Origin of the sequence: Sinomicrobium kalidii, from assembly GCF_021183825.1 — a bacterium.
Classification (GTDB): domain Bacteria; phylum Bacteroidota; class Bacteroidia; order Flavobacteriales; family Flavobacteriaceae; genus Sinomicrobium; species Sinomicrobium kalidii.
The window spans coordinates 1,051,255-1,068,709 of the sequence record NZ_CP089211.1 but is presented as its reverse complement, the minus strand read 5'-3'; the positions used below and the strand labels follow the sequence as shown (position 1 = coordinate 1,068,709).

13 protein-coding genes and 4 tRNA genes are annotated in these 17,455 nt (G+C 46.1%); all 17 read left to right on the top strand.

Annotated elements, in window-relative coordinates; genetic code table 11:
• Positions 1-61: 61 nt before the first annotated feature.
• The 17 genes from LS482_RS04205 (at position 62) to rpoC (ending at position 17,410) form a co-directional block, all read left to right on the top strand.
• Positions 62-1,465: an alpha-amylase gene (locus tag LS482_RS04205; protein ID WP_233030500.1), complete on the top strand. Its 1,404-nt coding sequence runs from the start codon at positions 62-64 to the stop codon at positions 1,463-1,465.
• A gap of 177 nt (positions 1,466-1,642) precedes the next feature.
• Positions 1,643-1,837, top strand: a complete 195-nt coding sequence (gene rpsU, locus LS482_RS04200; protein ID WP_233030499.1) for a 30S ribosomal protein S21 — start codon at positions 1,643-1,645, stop codon at positions 1,835-1,837.
• A gap of 742 nt (positions 1,838-2,579) precedes the next feature.
• Positions 2,580-3,470 carry a tyrosine-type recombinase/integrase gene (locus LS482_RS04195; RefSeq protein ID WP_233030498.1) on the top strand — a complete coding sequence of 297 codons (891 nt, stop codon included), beginning with the start codon at positions 2,580-2,582 and terminating at the stop codon, positions 3,468-3,470.
• Between the two features lie 204 nt (positions 3,471-3,674).
• Positions 3,675-3,977 (top strand): ribosome hibernation-promoting factor, HPF/YfiA family, encoded by a 303-nt coding sequence (gene hpf / locus LS482_RS04190; protein WP_233030497.1) that lies wholly within the window; start codon positions 3,675-3,677, stop codon positions 3,975-3,977.
• 204 nt (positions 3,978-4,181) lie between these two features.
• Positions 4,182-4,264 (top strand) — tRNA-Tyr (locus tag LS482_RS04185).
• A gap of 157 nt (positions 4,265-4,421) precedes the next feature.
• Positions 4,422-4,494: transfer RNA gene (locus tag LS482_RS04180), tRNA-Gly, on the top strand.
• A gap of 165 nt (positions 4,495-4,659) precedes the next feature.
• Positions 4,660-4,731, top strand: a tRNA-Thr gene (locus LS482_RS04175).
• A 55-nt stretch (positions 4,732-4,786) separates the two neighbouring features.
• Positions 4,787-5,974, top strand: a complete 1,188-nt coding sequence (gene tuf, locus LS482_RS04170) for an elongation factor Tu (RefSeq protein ID WP_233030496.1) — start codon at positions 4,787-4,789, stop codon at positions 5,972-5,974.
• Positions 5,975-6,044: 70 nt separating this feature from the next.
• Positions 6,045-6,115, top strand: a tRNA-Trp gene (locus tag LS482_RS04165).
• Positions 6,116-6,130: 15 nt separating this feature from the next.
• Positions 6,131-6,322 carry a preprotein translocase subunit SecE gene (gene secE / locus LS482_RS04160; RefSeq protein ID WP_233030495.1) on the top strand — a complete coding sequence of 64 codons (192 nt, stop codon included), beginning with the start codon at positions 6,131-6,133 and terminating at the stop codon, positions 6,320-6,322.
• 18 nt (positions 6,323-6,340) lie between these two features.
• Positions 6,341-6,892 carry a transcription termination/antitermination protein NusG gene (nusG, locus tag LS482_RS04155; RefSeq protein WP_233030494.1) on the top strand — a complete coding sequence of 184 codons (552 nt, stop codon included), beginning with the start codon at positions 6,341-6,343 and terminating at the stop codon, positions 6,890-6,892.
• 73 nt (positions 6,893-6,965) lie between these two features.
• The gene (gene rplK / locus LS482_RS04150; RefSeq protein ID WP_233030493.1) at positions 6,966-7,409 is read left to right on the top strand and encodes a 50S ribosomal protein L11; all 444 of its coding nucleotides are present in this window, start codon (positions 6,966-6,968) and stop codon (positions 7,407-7,409) included.
• Positions 7,410-7,421: 12 nt separating this feature from the next.
• Positions 7,422-8,111, top strand: coding sequence for a 50S ribosomal protein L1 (rplA, locus tag LS482_RS04145; RefSeq protein WP_233030492.1), 690 nt, complete (start codon positions 7,422-7,424; stop codon positions 8,109-8,111).
• 26 nt (positions 8,112-8,137) lie between these two features.
• Positions 8,138-8,656, top strand: coding sequence for a 50S ribosomal protein L10 (gene rplJ / locus LS482_RS04140; RefSeq protein WP_233030491.1), 519 nt, complete (start codon positions 8,138-8,140; stop codon positions 8,654-8,656).
• Positions 8,657-8,704: 48 nt separating this feature from the next.
• Complete coding sequence (gene rplL, locus LS482_RS04135; RefSeq protein WP_233030490.1) at positions 8,705-9,085, top strand: 50S ribosomal protein L7/L12; 381 nt, start codon at positions 8,705-8,707, stop codon at positions 9,083-9,085.
• A gap of 123 nt (positions 9,086-9,208) precedes the next feature.
• Entirely contained in the window at positions 9,209-13,018 is a 3,810-nt protein-coding gene (rpoB, locus tag LS482_RS04130; protein ID WP_233030489.1) for a DNA-directed RNA polymerase subunit beta, read from the top strand.
• A 90-nt stretch (positions 13,019-13,108) separates the two neighbouring features.
• Positions 13,109-17,410, top strand: coding sequence for a DNA-directed RNA polymerase subunit beta' (gene rpoC / locus LS482_RS04125; RefSeq protein ID WP_233030488.1), 4,302 nt, complete (start codon positions 13,109-13,111; stop codon positions 17,408-17,410).
• The last annotated feature ends 45 nt before the right edge of the window (positions 17,411-17,455 follow it).

Genomic DNA, 17,455 nt, shown 5'->3' with positions numbered 1-17,455 from the left:
TTTCTGTTTAAGGATGTATTTTTTAGATTTATTTAAAAATACACCGACAAAACTTTGAATTATGGAAAATTTACACCAAAAATTATTAAAATGTAAAAGTATGCTCCTCGGTGGAGGGCTGTTAATGGTGATGTCGGCATGTCATAAAGAAGGGCCGCTGGAAAGTGAAACCGAAATGCATGACCCGGATGCTCAATATGTACTGGCCTCACGTGAAGACCTGAAACCGATAGGCTCTGGGGTGATGATGCAGGCTTTTTACTGGGATGTCCCTGCGGGAGGAACCTGGTGGGACCATTTGAGTGCCAGGGTGGCTGATTGGAGCGCTGCAGGGATCGATGCCATATGGTTGCCGCCGGTGTCGAAGGCGCATAACGGGGCGTATTCCATGGGGTACGATCCGTTCGATTATTTTGATTTTGGCGAATACGACCAGATGGGGAGTGTAGAGACCAGGTTCGGATCGGCAGCGGAATTGGAAAACCTGATCGACGAGGCGCATCAGAACCGGTTAAGTGTTATTGCGGATATTGTTATTAATCATAACAGCGGCGGTGATGCCGAAGATAATATTTTCACCGGAACGCAGACCTATACCGATTACAATCCTGCTTCGGGCATGTTCTACCGGGATATGTATGATTTTCACCCGAATGATTTTCACAATAATGACAGCGGTACTTTCGGCGGGTTTGCAGATTTGTGTCATCACAAGGATCACGTGCAGGACTGGCTTTGGAAAAACACCAATTCCGTGGCCAGATATTACAGGGGTCAGGTGGGGTTTGACGGATGGAGGTTCGACTATGTGAAAGGGTTTGAACCCTGGGTGGTAAAAGCGTGGAAGGATGAAGTTGGTGGTTTTGCTGTCGGGGAGTATTGGGATGGCAATGCGGCTACATTGGATTGGTGGACCGGGGAAGCCGGAGTCAGTGCGTTCGATTTTGCCTGTTACTACCGGATGAGAGATGCTTTTGAAGGGAACGACCTTACCAGGCTCAATGACGATATGTTGTGGAAGCGAAATCCCATGCAGGCCGTCACCTTTGTGACTAATCACGATACCGATGAGATATATAACGGTAAGATGCTGGCCTATGCCTATATTCTTACCCACGAAGGCTATCCTGCTGTTTTTTACAGGGATTACGAGGAATGGCTGGACAAGGACAAGCTGAATAACCTGATCTGGATACACAACAACCTGGCCGGAGGGGATACTTCCATTCTTTACGCCGACAATGATGAATATATAGCCAGAAGGAACGGTTATAACGGTCCCGGGCTAATTGTCTATATCAATAATTCAGATGCCCGGCAGGAAAGATGGGTAGAGACCAACTGGGCCGGCACCACTATTAAAGATTATACCGGGCACTCCGGGTGGGAGCCCGCTACCCAATCTGATAAATGGGTTAAAATAGAAGTGCCGCCCAAAGGATATTCTGTCTGGTCTGTAAAGTAAGATAGTTGAGGCGCACACCCGTGTACCTCTTTACAATATATGGAGAAGGTATAGCTTTCGATAAATCAGGGAAATAGTATTGGGGGCACAATTTCGCTATCAAAGGATTAAAACATTTTGGTGGTTTAGGTAAAAAACGTATCTTTGCAATCCTAAATGAGAGGAGGTGGTTAAGATATGTTAATAATACCGATAAAAGAAGGCGAAAATATAGACAGAGCGCTGAAGCGTTTTAAAAGGAAGTTTGATCGTACAGGGACGATGCGTCAACTGCGTTCCCGTCAGCAATTCACAAAACCTTCTGTGAAAAGGAGATCGCAAATCCAGAAAGCGCAATACATTCAGCAGCTGAGAGACCAGGAAGATATTTAGTCTTTTTGTTTTCTTGAGATGATAACAAAATCCCTTGCCGGCTCGGCAGGGGATTTTTTTGTGCCTTACCTTGTCCTTTGTGTTTTTTGACGATCGAGCTAAAAAGTTGTGGACATTATTGGGGTTCAAATGTAAGACAGCAGGACGTAAGAGGTGCAACTTGCGATTTATGAAATAGTTCCTTTTTGTTGCGGGTTTGTATCGGCCACAATTGAGGGTCATTTATTGCCGTCCTTAAGTAATGTAAAACATTATAATCTTGTTATTGGGTTGACAGGTTCATTGAGTTCATGCGTGATGCCTGAATAACTAAAACACAATTTCACAGCCTGCCAAAACCGTTATACCTTTCGGTACAGCGTGGTTTGGTTTTTTGTAAATGAAGGAAGGCAGGAAGCCGGAAACGCTCCCGGTTTACAATGCATCAGTTGCACATACAACTTTCAGTCAAAAAACATTCGTGTATCCGTGGCAAAATCAAAACAGGAAACCGGCAACAAGTCAAAACCCCACAACTTTTGATCCTGATCCTGAATTACTATGACATATGAATCCGGAAATGAAAAAAAAGGTTGGGCGCTATGGTTCTTGGAACCTGTAACATCTGACGATTTTCCATGTCTTGTGGTCTTAAGCCTTATATCCGTGGTCTAAAACCTGACCTTGCCTGTAACTTTCGGGATTGTTCCTTTTCGGCTTCCTTCGGAAGTTTGCTATCTTTGTTTAACTAAAGGATTCTGATATGTCGGTTACGGCTTTTCTGGAATATCTCCGCCTGGAGAAAAAGTATTCTTCGCATACGATCGGGGCCTATGCGGCAGATTTGCGTTTTTTTGCAGATTTCTGTGCAGCCGAATACGATGTGACCGATATCAGTGCTGTTGCTTATCCCCTTATCAGGAGCTGGGTGGTGAAACTGGTGGATGACGGGCTTTCCAACCGCACCGTAAACCGAAAGATAGCTTCGCTCAATGCATACTACAGATTTCTGGTCCGAACAAAAACCATAAAGGTGAACCCGCTTGCCAAACACAAGTCCCTGAAAACACCCAAAAAAGTGGAAGTGCCCTTTTCGGAGGCGGAAATGGAAGCTGTGCTTCGCTCCATTTCGTATGAAGATAATTTTGAAGGGCTCCGTGACAGGTGTATGATAGAATTGTTTTACGCCACCGGGATGCGGAGGAGCGAACTCATAAACCTGAAGATCGGGGATATCGATTTTTCCGGCAATACCATTAAGGTACTGGGAAAACGCAACAAGGAGCGGATTGTTCCTTTGCTGCCACACCTGAAAGCTATTGTAGAGGACTATATGGAGAAAAGAAAGGAAGTGGCTACAACAGCCTCGGGGGATATCTTAATTTTAGTTAAAAATGGTAATAAAATTTATGAAACACTTGTTTATCGGGTGATAAATCGCTATTTTAGTGAGGTGTCTTTTAAGGTGAAAAAGAGTCCGCATATTTTGAGGCATACATTTGCGACTCATATACTTAATAAAGGCGCGGATCTAAACTCGGTAAAAGAATTGTTAGGGCATTCCAGTCTCGCTTCCACACAGGTGTATACACATAATAGTATTGCGCAATTAAAGGAAGTATACGGAGAAACGCACCCCAGGAACAAGAAATGATTCTCTTGCCGGACGAATTGATGTTTAACCCAGAAAGCACTTGTATTTTTATCCGGTACAAATGATCGAAACTCATACTGCGCCTTCTGCTTTCCGAAGTGAGTTTGTCCGGTACAGGCCTGCTGTCGGGGATGAGTAAACGCAAACAGGTAGAGGTCAGACCGCGATGGAGAATACGGGTGATTTCGTCTAATACCTAATGCAATGAGAGTAAACATGCAATCTGTGAATTTTACTGCGGATGGAAAACTGGTGGACTTCATTCAGAAAAGAATGGATAAACTGGAGAATTATTACGACAGGATCGTGTCTTCCGATGTCTATTTGAAAGTGGAGAACACCAGTGTAAAGGAAAATAAAGTGGTCGAGGTCAAAGTTCATGTGCCGGGCGATGAATTTATGGTCAAGAAACAGTGTAAGACATTCGAAGAAGGGATGGACACCGCAGCAGGTTCGCTGGAGCGGGTGTTGCTCAAACGCAAAGAGAAACTCAGGGCGTATATATAGATAAAAAATTCAGGAAAAATGTTTTGAATAAAAAAATAAATATATACATTTGCAGTCCGTTAGAAATAACGGGCTTTTTTTATTGTTTCAGCCCTTTTGGAGTCAGTGCTTCAAAGCGATTGATAGTTCCGGTTTCCGGGCTTTTTTCGGATGCCCTCAGGGGGCGGAGAGAATTCAAAAGAAATATAAACAAAAGCGAGGTTTGGGGAGATACTCAAGCGGCCAACGAGGACAGACTGTAAATCTGTTGGTTTTTACCTTCGCAGGTTCGAATCCTGCTCTCCCCACGAAATTTTCAAATAAACCGGCGTCAAGAGTCAGTGGTTTTTTGTGAAGCGGGGCTTTGAGAATTTTGAGTAAGGGGTGTCCTTGCGGATCACCAGGTGATAGTGGGGTGATCCTTTTGTTCTGTGATAAAATGAGATTTTAAAACTTAATTAATAAGCGGGAGTAGCTCAGTTGGTAGAGCGTCAGCCTTCCAAGCTGAATGTCGCGAGTTCGAACCTCGTCTCCCGCTCTGTTGAAAAGGTGAATGGTTCATTTGAGTCAGATCATTTGCTGGAAAAGGGAGTGAGGTGAGAAGTTTATCCTGAGCACAGTCGAAGGGAATCTTGTCTCCTGCTCTTAAATTGAGGTTTTTTAGTGAAGCCGGTTTTCGGGCTTTGGCTTTAAACCGAATCAAGCCGACGTAGCTCAGGGGTAGAGCGTTTCCTTGGTAAGGAAGAGGTCACGGGTTCAAATCCCGTCGTTGGCTCACGGAGAACTTAAATTTGAACACTAATATATAACTAAGATTAAATTATTACATCATGGCAAAGGAAACTTTTGATCGTTCCAAACCGCACTTGAATATTGGTACTATTGGACACGTGGATCACGGTAAGACAACTTTAACCGCTGCTATTACTAAAGTTCTGGCGGATGCCGGATTTTCCGAAGTAAGAAGCTTTGATCAGATTGATAACGCTCCTGAAGAAAAAGAAAGGGGTATTACGATTAATACATCTCACGTAGAATATCAAACAGCGAATCGTCACTACGCACACGTTGACTGTCCTGGTCACGCCGACTATGTGAAGAACATGGTTACCGGTGCTGCTCAGATGGACGGAGCTATCCTCGTGGTTGCCGCTACTGACGGTCCTATGCCGCAAACTCGTGAGCACATCCTTCTCGGACGTCAGGTAGGCGTGCCGAAAATTGTTACCTTCCTGAACAAAGTGGACCTCGTAGATGATGAAGAATTGTTGGAGTTGGTTGATATGGAAGTAAGGGATCTGTTGAGTTTCTATGAGTATGATGGAGATAACGCTCCTGTTATTCAGGGGTCTGCACTTGGTGCGCTCAACGGAGAGCAAAAATGGGTAGATTCAGTAATGGAGCTTATGGATGCTGTGGATAGCTGGATAGATCTTCCGGAAAGGGACATAGATAAGGATTTCCTTATGCCTATCGAAGATGTGTTTACTATTACAGGACGTGGTACCGTGGCTACCGGACGTATCGAGACCGGTGTTGCGAAAACCGGAGACCCTGTAGAGATCATCGGTATGGGGGCTGAAAAACTGACTTCTACGATTACCGGAGTTGAGATGTTCCGTAAGATACTTGACAGAGGTGAGGCCGGAGATAACGTTGGTCTTCTTTTGAGGGGTATTGAAAAGACTCAGATAAGAAGAGGTATGGTAATCTGTAAGCCTGGTTCTGTGACTCCGCACACCAAATTCAAAGCTGAGGTGTATATCCTCAAGAAAGAAGAAGGCGGACGTCATACACCTTTCCATAACAACTACCGTCCCCAGTTCTACTTAAGGACTACAGACGTTACAGGTACTATTTCTTTGCCTGACGGAGTGGAAATGGTTATGCCTGGTGACAACCTGACTATAACCGTTGAGTTGATAAACTCTGTAGCATGTAATGTAGGTCTGCGTTTTGCTATCCGTGAAGGTGGTAGGACTGTAGGAGCTGGACAAGTTACTGAGATACTCGACTAATTAAAGTTCGGGACTTATAAAATAAAAGCCGGGAGTTGCCTCTTTGTTTTGGGTACTTCCGGCTTTACCAACGGGTGTAGTTCAAGGGTAGAATAGCGGTCTCCAAAACCGTTGATGGGAGTTCGAATCTCTCCACCCGTGCTAAGAGAAAAAAAGATGACAATAATAGGTTATATAAAAGAATCTTTCGCAGAATTAAAACACAGTGTTACCTGGCCAACCTGGGCCGAAGGGCAAAGGTTGATGGTTGTGGTAGCTGTTTTTTCTATATTGTTTTCTTTGGCTATATGGGGAGTAGATACTGTTTTTGGCGAATTGATAAGGCTGTATTACGGTAATTTGAGTTAACTACGAGAATAGATTATAATGGCAGAAGCATTAGTCAAAAGGTGGTATGTAGTAAGAGCGGTGAGTGGTCAGGAAAACAAGGTGAAGTCCTATATCGAAAATGAAGTGGCCCGCCTTGGCTATTCCGATTATGTAGATGAAGTTCTTGTGCCCACCGAAAAAGTGGTCCAGATACGCAATGGCAAGAAAGTGAACAAAGAACGGGTTTACTTTCCGGGCTATGTAATGGTTAAGGCCAATCTGGGTGGTGAGGTGACTCATATTATAAAATCCATTACCGGGGTTATTGGTTTTCTCGGAGAGGTGAAGGGCGGAGATCCCGTGCCTTTGCGTAAGTCTGAGGTGAACCGTATGCTCGGTAAGGTGGATGAACTGTCTGTGAAAACAGATAATGTAGTGATACCTTATTCCGTAGGGGAGACCGTTAAAGTGATTGACGGGCCTTTCAACGGGTTTAACGGTACGGTTGAAAAAGTAAATGAAGAGAAGCGCAAGCTGGAGGTAATGGTGAAGATTTTCGGCCGGAAAACTCCGCTGGAACTTAGCTACATGCAGGTAGAGAAAATCTAAAATGTTACATATTATACATAGGGGTGTCTTTTGCTTCCTTAATTAAGACGCTTCCGAGATTAAATTCTGAACAATGGCAAAAGAAGTAAGTAAAGTAGTTAAACTACAAGTTAGGGGAGGTGCTGCGAATCCGTCGCCACCGGTTGGACCCGCTTTAGGTGCTGCCGGAGTTAACATCATGGAGTTCTGTAAGCAGTTTAATGCGCGTACACAGGACAAACAGGGCAAGGTATTGCCTGTTGTTATCACGGTTTATAAAGATAAGTCGTTCGACTTTATCGTAAAGACACCGCCGGCGGCAGTTCAATTAAAGGAAGCGGCTAAGATTAAAAGTGGTTCCGGAGAACCTAACCGTAAGAAAGTGGCAAGTGTTACCTGGGATCAGGTGAAAACTATTGCCGAAGACAAGATGCAGGATCTCAATGCGTTTACCGTAGAGTCTGCCATGAGTATGGTGGCGGGTACAGCGAGGTCTATGGGATTAACGGTTAAAGGTGAGAAGCCTCTTAAATCTTAAAAGACAAGGAAAATGGCAAAATTGACTAAAAAGCAAAAAGAAGCTTTAGCTAAAATAGACAAGAACAAGCTGTATTCGGTAAACGAGGCTTCCGCTTTGGTGAAAGAGGTGACCAATGTAAAATTTGATGCATCCGTGGATATTGCCGTAAGGCTCGGTGTAGACCCGCGTAAGGCCAATCAGATGGTCCGTGGCGTTGTAACGCTGCCCCATGGTACCGGAAAGGATGTAAGAGTGTTGGCGCTGGTTACTCCGGACAAGGAGGCAGAGGCCAAAGAAGCCGGTGCTGATTATGTGGGACTGGACGAATACCTGCAGAAGATCAAGGACGGCTGGACTGATGTGGATGTGATCATTACCATGCCGAGTGTAATGGGTAAACTGGGCCCGCTGGGACGTATTCTCGGACCCCGCGGATTAATGCCCAACCCGAAGACCGGCACCGTGACCATGGACGTGGCCAAGGCCGTTGGCGAAGTAAAGGCCGGTAAGATCGATTTTAAGGTAGACAAGACCGGGATCGTACATACTTCGATTGCAAAAGCTTCATTCACTCCGGAAAAAATTGCCGGAAACGCGAATGAACTCATTCAAACTTTAATAAAATTAAAACCGACTGCAGCTAAAGGTACGTATATAAAGAGCATTCATTTGTCAAGTACAATGAGCCCGAGCGTACCTGTAGACCCTAAGGCAGTTTAATTTGGTAGTTAATAATTCTTTTAATCATGACGAGAGAAGAAAAAGCAACGGTAATTAGTGATCTAACTGCACAGTTGGCGGATAATGGAAATATCTACCTGGCAGATATATCAGGCTTGGATGCGGCAACTACCTCTAATTTGCGTAGGGCGTGTTTTAAGGCTAATGTAAAACTTGCAGTTGTAAAAAATACATTGCTGGCCAAGGCAATGGAAGCATCTGATAAAGATTTCGGAGAGCTGCCTACCGTTTTAAAAGGCAATACCTCTCTGATGTTCTCGGAAACCGGTAATACACCGGCCAAGCTGATCAAAGATTTCCGGAAAAAATCGGATAAACCCCTTCTGAAAGGTGCGTTTATAGAAGAAGCGATCTATGTTGGCGATGAACAACTGGATACACTCGTAAACATCAAGTCCAAAGAAGAGGTTATCGGAGATATTATCGGCTTGCTGCAATCTCCTGCCAAGAATGTTATTTCCGGTCTCAAATCCGGTGGCGGAAAACTTGCAGGTATCCTCAAGACTTTATCAGAGAAAGAATAAGTACGCACTTATAAACAATTATATTTTAAAATTCTAAAAACGATAGAAATGGCAGATTTGAAAGATTTTGCAGAACAATTGGTTAACTTAACGGTAAAAGAAGTAAACGAGTTGGCCGACATATTAAAAGAAGAATACGGCATTGAGCCTGCTGCTGCTGCAGTAGCTGTAGCTGGTGGCGGAGCTGCCGCCGGTGGTGGTGAAGAAGCTGAAGAGAAAACTGAATTTGACGTAATCCTTACGGCTGCAGGAGGTTCTAAGCTGGCGGTTGTTAAGCTGGTAAAAGAGCTTACAGGTCTCGGACTTAAAGAAGCCAAAGAGGTCGTAGACAGCGCTCCCAAAGCAATTAAAGAAGGGATTTCCAAAGACGAAGCAGAAGGAATCAAATCTTCTTTAGAAGAAGCCGGAGCAGAGGTTGAACTTAAATAAGTTCTTCGTGCTTTAAAGCCTTGGTTTAGGTCTTTTCGCCCTGTGCGAATTAGGCCTAAACCCTTTTGCATATATGATTATATGCCTTATATTACTTATATTTAATCAAAATTTTGTCCATTGATGTTCACAAATCAGACTGAAAGAATAAGTTTCGCCTCGGCCAAGAACACCCCGGACTATCCGGATTTCTTGGACATTCAGATCCAATCGTTCCAGGATTTCTTCCAGCTGGAAACCAAGTCTGAGGAAAGAGGACGTGAAGGGCTGTACAACACCTTCATGGAAAACTTCCCGATTACTGATACACGCAATCAGTTTGTATTAGAATTTTTAGATTATTTTGTGGACCCTCCCAGGTATAGCATTCAGGAATGTATTGAAAGAGGGTTAACGTATAGTGTTCCTTTGAAAGCCAGATTGAAACTGTATTGTACCGATCCGGAACACGAGGACTTTGAGACCATAGTACAGGACGTTTACCTGGGCACCATTCCTTACATGACCCCCAGCGGTACCTTTGTGATTAATGGCGCGGAAAGGGTAGTGGTTTCCCAGTTGCACCGTTCTCCGGGAGTATTCTTTGGACAATCTTTCCACGCTAACGGAACCAAGCTGTATTCTGCCAGGGTAATACCGTTCAAGGGTTCCTGGATAGAATTTGCCACAGACATTAACAGTGTGATGTATGCGTACATCGACAGAAAGAAAAAGTTACCGGTAACTACTTTATTCCGGGCCATTGGCTTTGAAAGGGATAAGGATATTCTGGAAATATTTGACCTGGCCGAAGAAGTAAAAGTATCTAAAACCGGACTCAAAAAAGTACTGGGAAGAAAACTCGCCGCGAGAGTGCTGAATACATGGCACGAGGATTTTGTGGACGAGGATACCGGCGAGGTGGTTTCAATTGAACGTAACGAGATCGTTCTCGACAGGGATACCGTACTTGAAAAAGATCATATAGAACAGATTATCGATGCAGATGTAAAAACCATTCTCCTGCACAAGGAAGACAGCCAGACTGCAGACTATGCGATAATCCACAATACACTGCAAAAAGACCCTACCAACTCTGAAAAGGAAGCGGTAGAACACATATACAGACAGCTGCGTAATGCGGAACCGCCCGATGAGGAAACCGCCCGTGGCATCATAGACAAACTGTTCTTCTCCGATCAGCGATATAACCTCGGTGAAGTGGGAAGGTACAGGATGAACAAGAAGCTGGGTCTCAATATCGATATGGAGAAACAGATCCTCACCAAGGAAGATATCATCACTATCATCAAATATCTGATAGAGCTGATAAGCGCCAAGGCCGAGGTGGACGATATAGACCACTTGTCCAACAGAAGGGTAAGAACCGTTGGAGAACAACTGTCTGCACAGTTTGGCGTAGGTCTGGCCCGTATGGCAAGGACGATCAGGGAGCGGATGAACGTAAGGGATAACGAAGTGTTTACACCGATCGATCTTATCAATGCAAAGACCCTGTCTTCCGTGATCAACTCCTTTTTCGGTACCAACCAGTTGTCGCAGTTCATGGACCAGACCAACCCGTTGGCCGAAATTACACATAAAAGACGTTTGTCGGCACTCGGGCCGGGCGGACTTTCAAGGGAAAGAGCCGGATTCGAGGTGCGTGACGTACACTATACACATTACGGACGACTTTGTCCCATCGAAACACCTGAAGGGCCGAACATTGGTCTGATCTCTTCCCTGAGCGTTTTCGCCAAGGTGAACAATATGGGATTCATCGAAACGCCCTACAGAAAAGTGGAGAACGGCAAAGTGGACGTATCCGAATTCCGTTACCTGAGTGCGGAAGAGGAAGAAGAAAAGCTTATTGCCCAGGCCAATATTCCGTTGGATGAAGAAGGAACCATATTAAAGGATAAAGTTATTGCACGTGAGGAAGGCGACTTCCCTGTAGTAGACCCGGCACAGGTTCACTATACCGACGTGGCACCGAACCAGATAGCATCCATATCCGCATCACTTATCCCGTTCCTGGAGCACGACGATGCGAACCGGGCCCTTATGGGATCCAACATGATGCGTCAGGCCGTGCCGATCCTGAAACCCGATTCACCTATTGTAGGTACCGGGCTCGAAAGGAGAGTCGCTTCCGATTCCAGGGTACTTATCAATGCCGAAGGCAATGGTGCGGTAGAATATGTAGATGCCAATAAGATAACCATTAAATATGACAGAACGGAAGAAGACCGGTTGGTAAGTTTTGATGACGATTTTAAGACCTATGAGCTCATTAAGTTCCGGAAAACAAACCAGGGGACTTCAATCAACCTGAAACCCATTGTTAAAAAAGGGGACAGGGTGGTCAAAGGACAGGTATTGTGTGAAGGGTATGCTACCCAGCAGGGAGAGCTTGCCCTCGGTCGAAACATGCAGGTGGCCTTTATGCCCTGGAAAGGATATAACTTTGAGGATGCGATCGTGATTTCCGAAAAAGTGGTAAGGGAAGATATCTTTACATCCATCCACATCGATGAATACTCCCTGGAAGTAAGGGATACCAAACTCGGTGCGGAAGAGCTTACCAACGATATCCCGAACGTTTCGGAAGAAGCTACTAAGGAACTCGACGAACGGGGAATGATAAGGATCGGTGCCGAAGTAAAACCCGGCGATATCCTTATCGGTAAGATTACGCCCAAGGGAGAATCAGACCCGACACCGGAAGAAAAACTGCTGCGGGCCATATTCGGAGACAAGGCGGGAGACGTAAAAGACGCGTCCCTGAAAGCCTCTCCCTCCCTGAGCGGTGTGGTGATCGATAAAAAGCTGTTCTCCAGAGCCCTCAAGGATAAGCGCAAGAGAGCAAAAGACAAGGAAGATATCGCGAAACTGGAGTTGGAATACAACACCAAGTTCGAAGACCTGAAGAGCGTACTGGTGGAAAAACTGTTTACCCTGGTAAATGGAAAAACATCACAGGGCGTATTGAACGACCTCGGGGAGGAAGTATTGCCGAAAGGTAAGAAATATACCCTGAAAATGCTCAACGGTGTAGACGACTTTGCTCACCTTGTAAGCGGTACATGGACAACAGACGATCATACCAACGCACTGATCGCCGACCTGCTGCACAATTACAAGATTAAGCTGAACGACCTTCAGGGAGCACTGCGAAGAGATAAGTTTACCATTTCCGTAGGAGATGAACTCCCGGCCGGTATTATGAAACTGGCCAAGATCTACATCGCCAAGAAACGTAAACTGAAAGTAGGTGATAAAATGGCCGGTCGTCACGGGAACAAAGGTATCGTGGCGCGTATCGTTCGTCAGGAAGACATGCCTTTCCTCGAAGACGGTACCCCGGTAGATATCGTGCTTAACCCGTTGGGTGTACCTTCCCGTATGAATATCGGGCAGATATACGAAACCGTACTCGGATGGGCCGGTAAAAAACTCGGCAAGAAGTTTGCAACACCTATTTTTGACGGAGCTTCGCTCGAAGAGATCAACGAACTTACCGACAAGGCCGGAGTGCCGAGATTCGGACATACGCACCTCTATGACGGAGGAACAGGTGAACGGTTTGACCAGCCTGCGACCGTCGGTGTGATCTATATGATCAAACTCGGTCACATGATCGACGACAAAATGCACGCGCGTTCTATCGGGCCATACTCCCTTATCACACAGCAACCGCTCGGTGGTAAGGCACAGTTCGGTGGACAGCGTTTCGGAGAAATGGAAGTATGGGCACTGGAAGCCTACGGAGCATCCAGCACGCTGAGAGAAATACTCACGGTAAAGTCTGATGACGTTATCGGAAGGGCCAAGACTTACGAGTCTATTGTGAAAGGAGAAGCCATGCCGGAACCCGGACTGCCCGAATCCTTTAATGTGTTGATGCACGAACTCAAAGGGTTGGGACTGGACATCAGACTGGAGGAATAATTTATATAACGAACCTCCCGGTAAACTGTTTTCAAAACAGCTTGCCGGGAATCGTACCAAATTACACTTAATTCATTATCACCATACATCATGGCAAGAGGAAAAGATAAGAATACAGTAACGAGATTTAACAAGATCTCCATAGGCCTGGCGTCGCCGGAGTCTATCCTGGCGGAGTCACGCGGAGAGGTTTTAAAGCCGGAAACCATAAATTACCGGACTCATAAACCGGAACGTGACGGGCTGTTTTGTGAACGGATTTTTGGTCCTGTTAAGGACTACGAATGTGCTTGTGGAAAATACAAGAGGATCAGATATAAAGGCATTGTTTGCGACCGGTGTGGTGTAGAAGTTACTGAGAAAAAAGTACGAAGAGACCGCGTAGGGCACATCAACCTTGTTGTTCCTATTGCACATATATGGTATTTCAGGTCCCTGCCCAACAAGATAGGGTACCTGCTGGGGCTTCCTTCCAAGAAGCTCGACATGATTATCTATTACGAGCGTTACGTGGTTATCCAGCCCGGAGCGGCTAAAAATCAGGAAGGAGAACCGTTACAGAAAATGGATTTCCTTACCGAAGAGGAATACCTGAACGTACTGGACAGCCTTCCCCAGGAAAACCTGTACCTGGAAGACAGTGATCCCGAGAAGTTCATTGCGAAAATGGGAGCGGAATGTATCATTGAACTCCTGAACAGGATTGACCTCGATGCACTGTCTTACGACCTGCGTCACAAGGCCAATAATGAAACCTCCAAACAAAGGAAGACCGAAGCCCTGAAAAGGCTCCAGGTGGTGGAAGCGCTGCGCGAAGCACAACAAAACAGGGAAAACAAACCGGAGTGGATGATCCTGAAGGTCATCCCGGTCATTCCGCCGGAACTGCGCCCGCTGGTGCCGCTGGACGGAGGGCGTTTTGCCACTTCCGACCTGAACGACCTTTACCGAAGGGTAATCATAAGGAACAACCGCCTGAAAAGACTCATGGAAATTAAAGCACCGGAAGTGATCCTCCGGAACGAAAAGAGGATGCTCCAGGAATCTGTAGACTCGTTGTTCGATAATACCCGTAAGTCTTCCGCAGTGAAGACCGAGTCTAACAGACCGCTGAAATCCCTGTCCGATTCCCTCAAGGGTAAACAAGGACGTTTCCGTCAAAACCTGCTCGGTAAACGTGTGGACTATTCCGCGCGTTCGGTGATCGTTGTAGGTCCGGAACTGAAAATGTACGAGTGCGGGCTGCCGAAAGACATGGCTGCGGAAATTTACAAACCCTTCGTTATCCGTAAACTGATAGAACGGGGCATCGTAAAAACCGTAAAATCCGCGAAGAAGATCATTGACAGGAAAGAACCCGTGGTATGGGACATCCTGGATAACGTGATCAAGGGACACCCGGTATTACTGAACCGGGCCCCCACGCTGCACAGGCTTGGTATCCAGGCTTTCCAGCCCAAACTGATAGAAGGTAAGGCCATCCAGCTGCACCCGCTGGCGTGTACGGCATTTAACGCCGACTTCGACGGTGACCAGATGGCGGTACACCTTCCGCTTGGTCCGGAGGCCATACTGGAGGCACAACTGTTAATGCTGGCTTCTCATAACATCCTCAACCCAGCAAACGGTTCACCGATTACCGTGCCTTCACAGGATATGGTACTCGGACTGTATTATATGACCAAGGAAAGAAGGAGCACCCCGGAAGAACCTGTAAAAGGAGAAGGGCTTACCTTCTATTCTCCGGAAGAGGTGATCATTGCATATAATGAAAAGAAAGTCGATTTGAACGCTATCATTAAAGTCAGAACCATAGACTTTGACGATAAGGGAGAATTGACACGGCAGATCATAGAAACTACTGTAGGTAGGGTGTTGTTCAACGAAGTGGTTCCGGAAAAAGCCGGTTACATCAACACCGTACTTAACAAGAAGTCACTGAGAGACATTATCGGGTACGTATTAAAAGTAACCGATGTGCCTACCACTTCAGACTTTCTGGACAAGATAAAGAATACCGGATACAGGATGGCATTTCGTGGAGGATTGTCGTTCAGTCTCGGGGATATTATTATCCCTGAAGAAAAACACCAGATGATAGGTGAAGCCAATGAGCAGGTGGACGGTATTATGATGAACTACAACATGGGATTGATCACCAATAACGAACGTTATAACCAGGTGATCGACGTGTGGACATCAACCAATGCCATGCTTACCGAACTGGCCATGAAGCGTATCCGGGAAGACAAACAGGGCTTCAACTCCGTGTTTATGATGCTCGACTCCGGGGCGAGGGGATCGAAGGAACAGATCCGACAGCTTACGGGAATGCGGGGACTGATGGCCAAGCCGAAGAAATCTACGGCAGGAGGCGGTGAAATTATTGAAAACCCCATCCTGTCCAACTTTAAGGAAGGACTTTCCATCCTGGAATACTTTATCTCCACCCACGGTGCACGTAAAGGTCTTGCGGATACCGCCCTTAAAACGGCCGATGCCGGTTACCTGACACGTCGTCTGGTGGATGTTTCCCAGGATGTCATTATCAATACTGCCGATTGCGGAACCCTGAGGGGCGTAGAAGTGGAAGCCCTCAAGAAGAACGAAGAGATCGTTGAATCACTCGGGGAGCGGATACTCGGACGTGTATCACTGCACGATGTTTATGATCCGCTTACGGAAGAACTGTTGGTAGAATCCGGAGAGGAGATCTCCGAGGAGATCGTGAAAAAGATCAACGCTTCTCCACTGGAAAGGCTCGAAGTACGTTCTGCCCTCACCTGTGAAGCAAAACACGGTATCTGTGCCAAGTGCTACGGCCGGAACCTCGCTACCGGTAAAATGGTACAACGGGGAGAAGCAGTGGGTGTGATTGCCGCACAATCTATCGGGGAGCCCGGTACACAGTTGACACTTCGAACGTTCCACGTTGGTGGTATCGCCGGAAACATCTCCGAAGAAAACAAGCTGCTGGCCAAGTTCAACGGTATTGCCACGATAGAAGACCTCAAAACCGTAAAAAGTGAAAATAGCGAAGGAAAGGTAGTAGATGTTGTAATATCCCGTACGTCTGAGGTGAAGGTCACTGATGAAAAAACGGGCATAGTATTGAGTACCAGTAATATTCCTTACGGATCGCAAATCTTTATCAAGGAAGGCGAAAAGATAAGCAAAGGCGATGTAATCTGTCAGTGGGACCCTTATAACGGTGTGATTATCTCCGAATTCTCCGGGAGCATTGCTTACGAGAATATAGAACAAGGGGTAACTTATCAGGTTGAGATCGACGAACAAACCGGCTTCCAGGAAAAGGTTATTTCCGAATCCAGGAACAAGAAACTCATTCCTACCCTGCTTATCAAAGGCAGCAAGGGAGAGACCCTGCGTTCGTACAACCTCCCCGTAGGTGCACATATTATGGTGGACGACGGTGAGAAGATCAAGGAAGGTAAGGTTCTGGTTAAAATACCGCGTAAATCGGCCAAGGCCGGGGATATTACCGGTGGTCTGCCCAGGGTTACCGAACTCTTCGAAGCAAGGAACCCGTCAAATCCTGCCGTCGTTTCCGAAATAGACGGTGTGGTTTCGTTTGGTAAGATAAAAAGAGGTAATCGCGAGATCATTGTGGAATCCAAACTGGGAGAAATTAAAAAATATCTCGTGAAGCTTTCCAATCAGATCCTCGTTCAGGAGAATGACTTCGTGAGAGCGGGAATGCCGTTGTCTGACGGTTCCGTGACTCCGGAAGATATCCTGAACATCAAAGGACCTTCTGCCGTACAGCAGTACCTGGTTAACGAAGTACAGGAAGTTTATCGCCTGCAAGGGGTGAAGATCAACGACAAACACTTTGAGGTAGTGGTACGTCAGATGATGCGAAAAGTGCGGATCAACGATCCCGGCGATACTATCTTCCTGGAAGGACAACTTGTCCATAAAGATGACTTTATCGAAGAGAATGACGGACTGTTCGGTAAAAAAGTTGTTGAGGACGCGGGAGAATCCGCCAACCTCAAACCGGGCCAGATCGTTACATTGCGCCAGCTGAGGGACGAAAATTCCATCCTCAAGCGGGCAGACAAGAACCTTGTTGTGGCCAGGGATGTGGTTCCGGCTACAGCTTCACCGGTACTTCAGGGTATTACCAGGGCGTCACTGCAAACCAAATCGTTCATCTCAGCCGCATCGTTCCAGGAAACCACCAAGGTGCTGAACGAAGCTGCTGTGAGCGGTAAGGTAGACACACTGGAAGGACTGAAGGAAAATGTCATCGTAGGGCACAAGATACCTGCGGGAACTGGTATGCGCGACTATGATAATATCATCGTAGGTTCCAAGGAAGAATACGATGAGATCATGAGCAATAAGAAAGAAGCCAGTCTTTATTAAAGCCAGCGGTCCGAAGTCGGAGGTCGGAGTAACCCGGATTTTTAC

What these genes read in the sequence shown, in the direction of transcription:
- LS482_RS04205 (WP_233030500.1), top strand. Translation starts at nt 62, where the DNA reads ATGGAAAATTTACACCAAAAATTATTAAAATGTAAAAGTATGCTCCTC.
- rpsU (WP_233030499.1), top strand. Translation starts at nt 1,643, where the DNA reads ATGTTAATAATACCGATAAAAGAAGGCGAAAATATAGACAGAGCGCTG.
- LS482_RS04195 (WP_233030498.1), top strand. Translation starts at nt 2,580, where the DNA reads ATGTCGGTTACGGCTTTTCTGGAATATCTCCGCCTGGAGAAAAAGTAT.
- hpf (WP_233030497.1), top strand. Translation starts at nt 3,675, where the DNA reads ATGAGAGTAAACATGCAATCTGTGAATTTTACTGCGGATGGAAAACTG.
- tuf (WP_233030496.1), top strand. Translation starts at nt 4,787, where the DNA reads ATGGCAAAGGAAACTTTTGATCGTTCCAAACCGCACTTGAATATTGGT.
- secE (WP_233030495.1), top strand. Translation starts at nt 6,131, where the DNA reads ATGACAATAATAGGTTATATAAAAGAATCTTTCGCAGAATTAAAACAC.
- nusG (WP_233030494.1), top strand. Translation starts at nt 6,341, where the DNA reads ATGGCAGAAGCATTAGTCAAAAGGTGGTATGTAGTAAGAGCGGTGAGT.
- rplK (WP_233030493.1), top strand. Translation starts at nt 6,966, where the DNA reads ATGGCAAAAGAAGTAAGTAAAGTAGTTAAACTACAAGTTAGGGGAGGT.
- rplA (WP_233030492.1), top strand. Translation starts at nt 7,422, where the DNA reads ATGGCAAAATTGACTAAAAAGCAAAAAGAAGCTTTAGCTAAAATAGAC.
- rplJ (WP_233030491.1), top strand. Translation starts at nt 8,138, where the DNA reads ATGACGAGAGAAGAAAAAGCAACGGTAATTAGTGATCTAACTGCACAG.
- rplL (WP_233030490.1), top strand. Translation starts at nt 8,705, where the DNA reads ATGGCAGATTTGAAAGATTTTGCAGAACAATTGGTTAACTTAACGGTA.
- rpoB (WP_233030489.1), top strand. Translation starts at nt 9,209, where the DNA reads ATGTTCACAAATCAGACTGAAAGAATAAGTTTCGCCTCGGCCAAGAAC.
- rpoC (WP_233030488.1), top strand. Translation starts at nt 13,109, where the DNA reads ATGGCAAGAGGAAAAGATAAGAATACAGTAACGAGATTTAACAAGATC.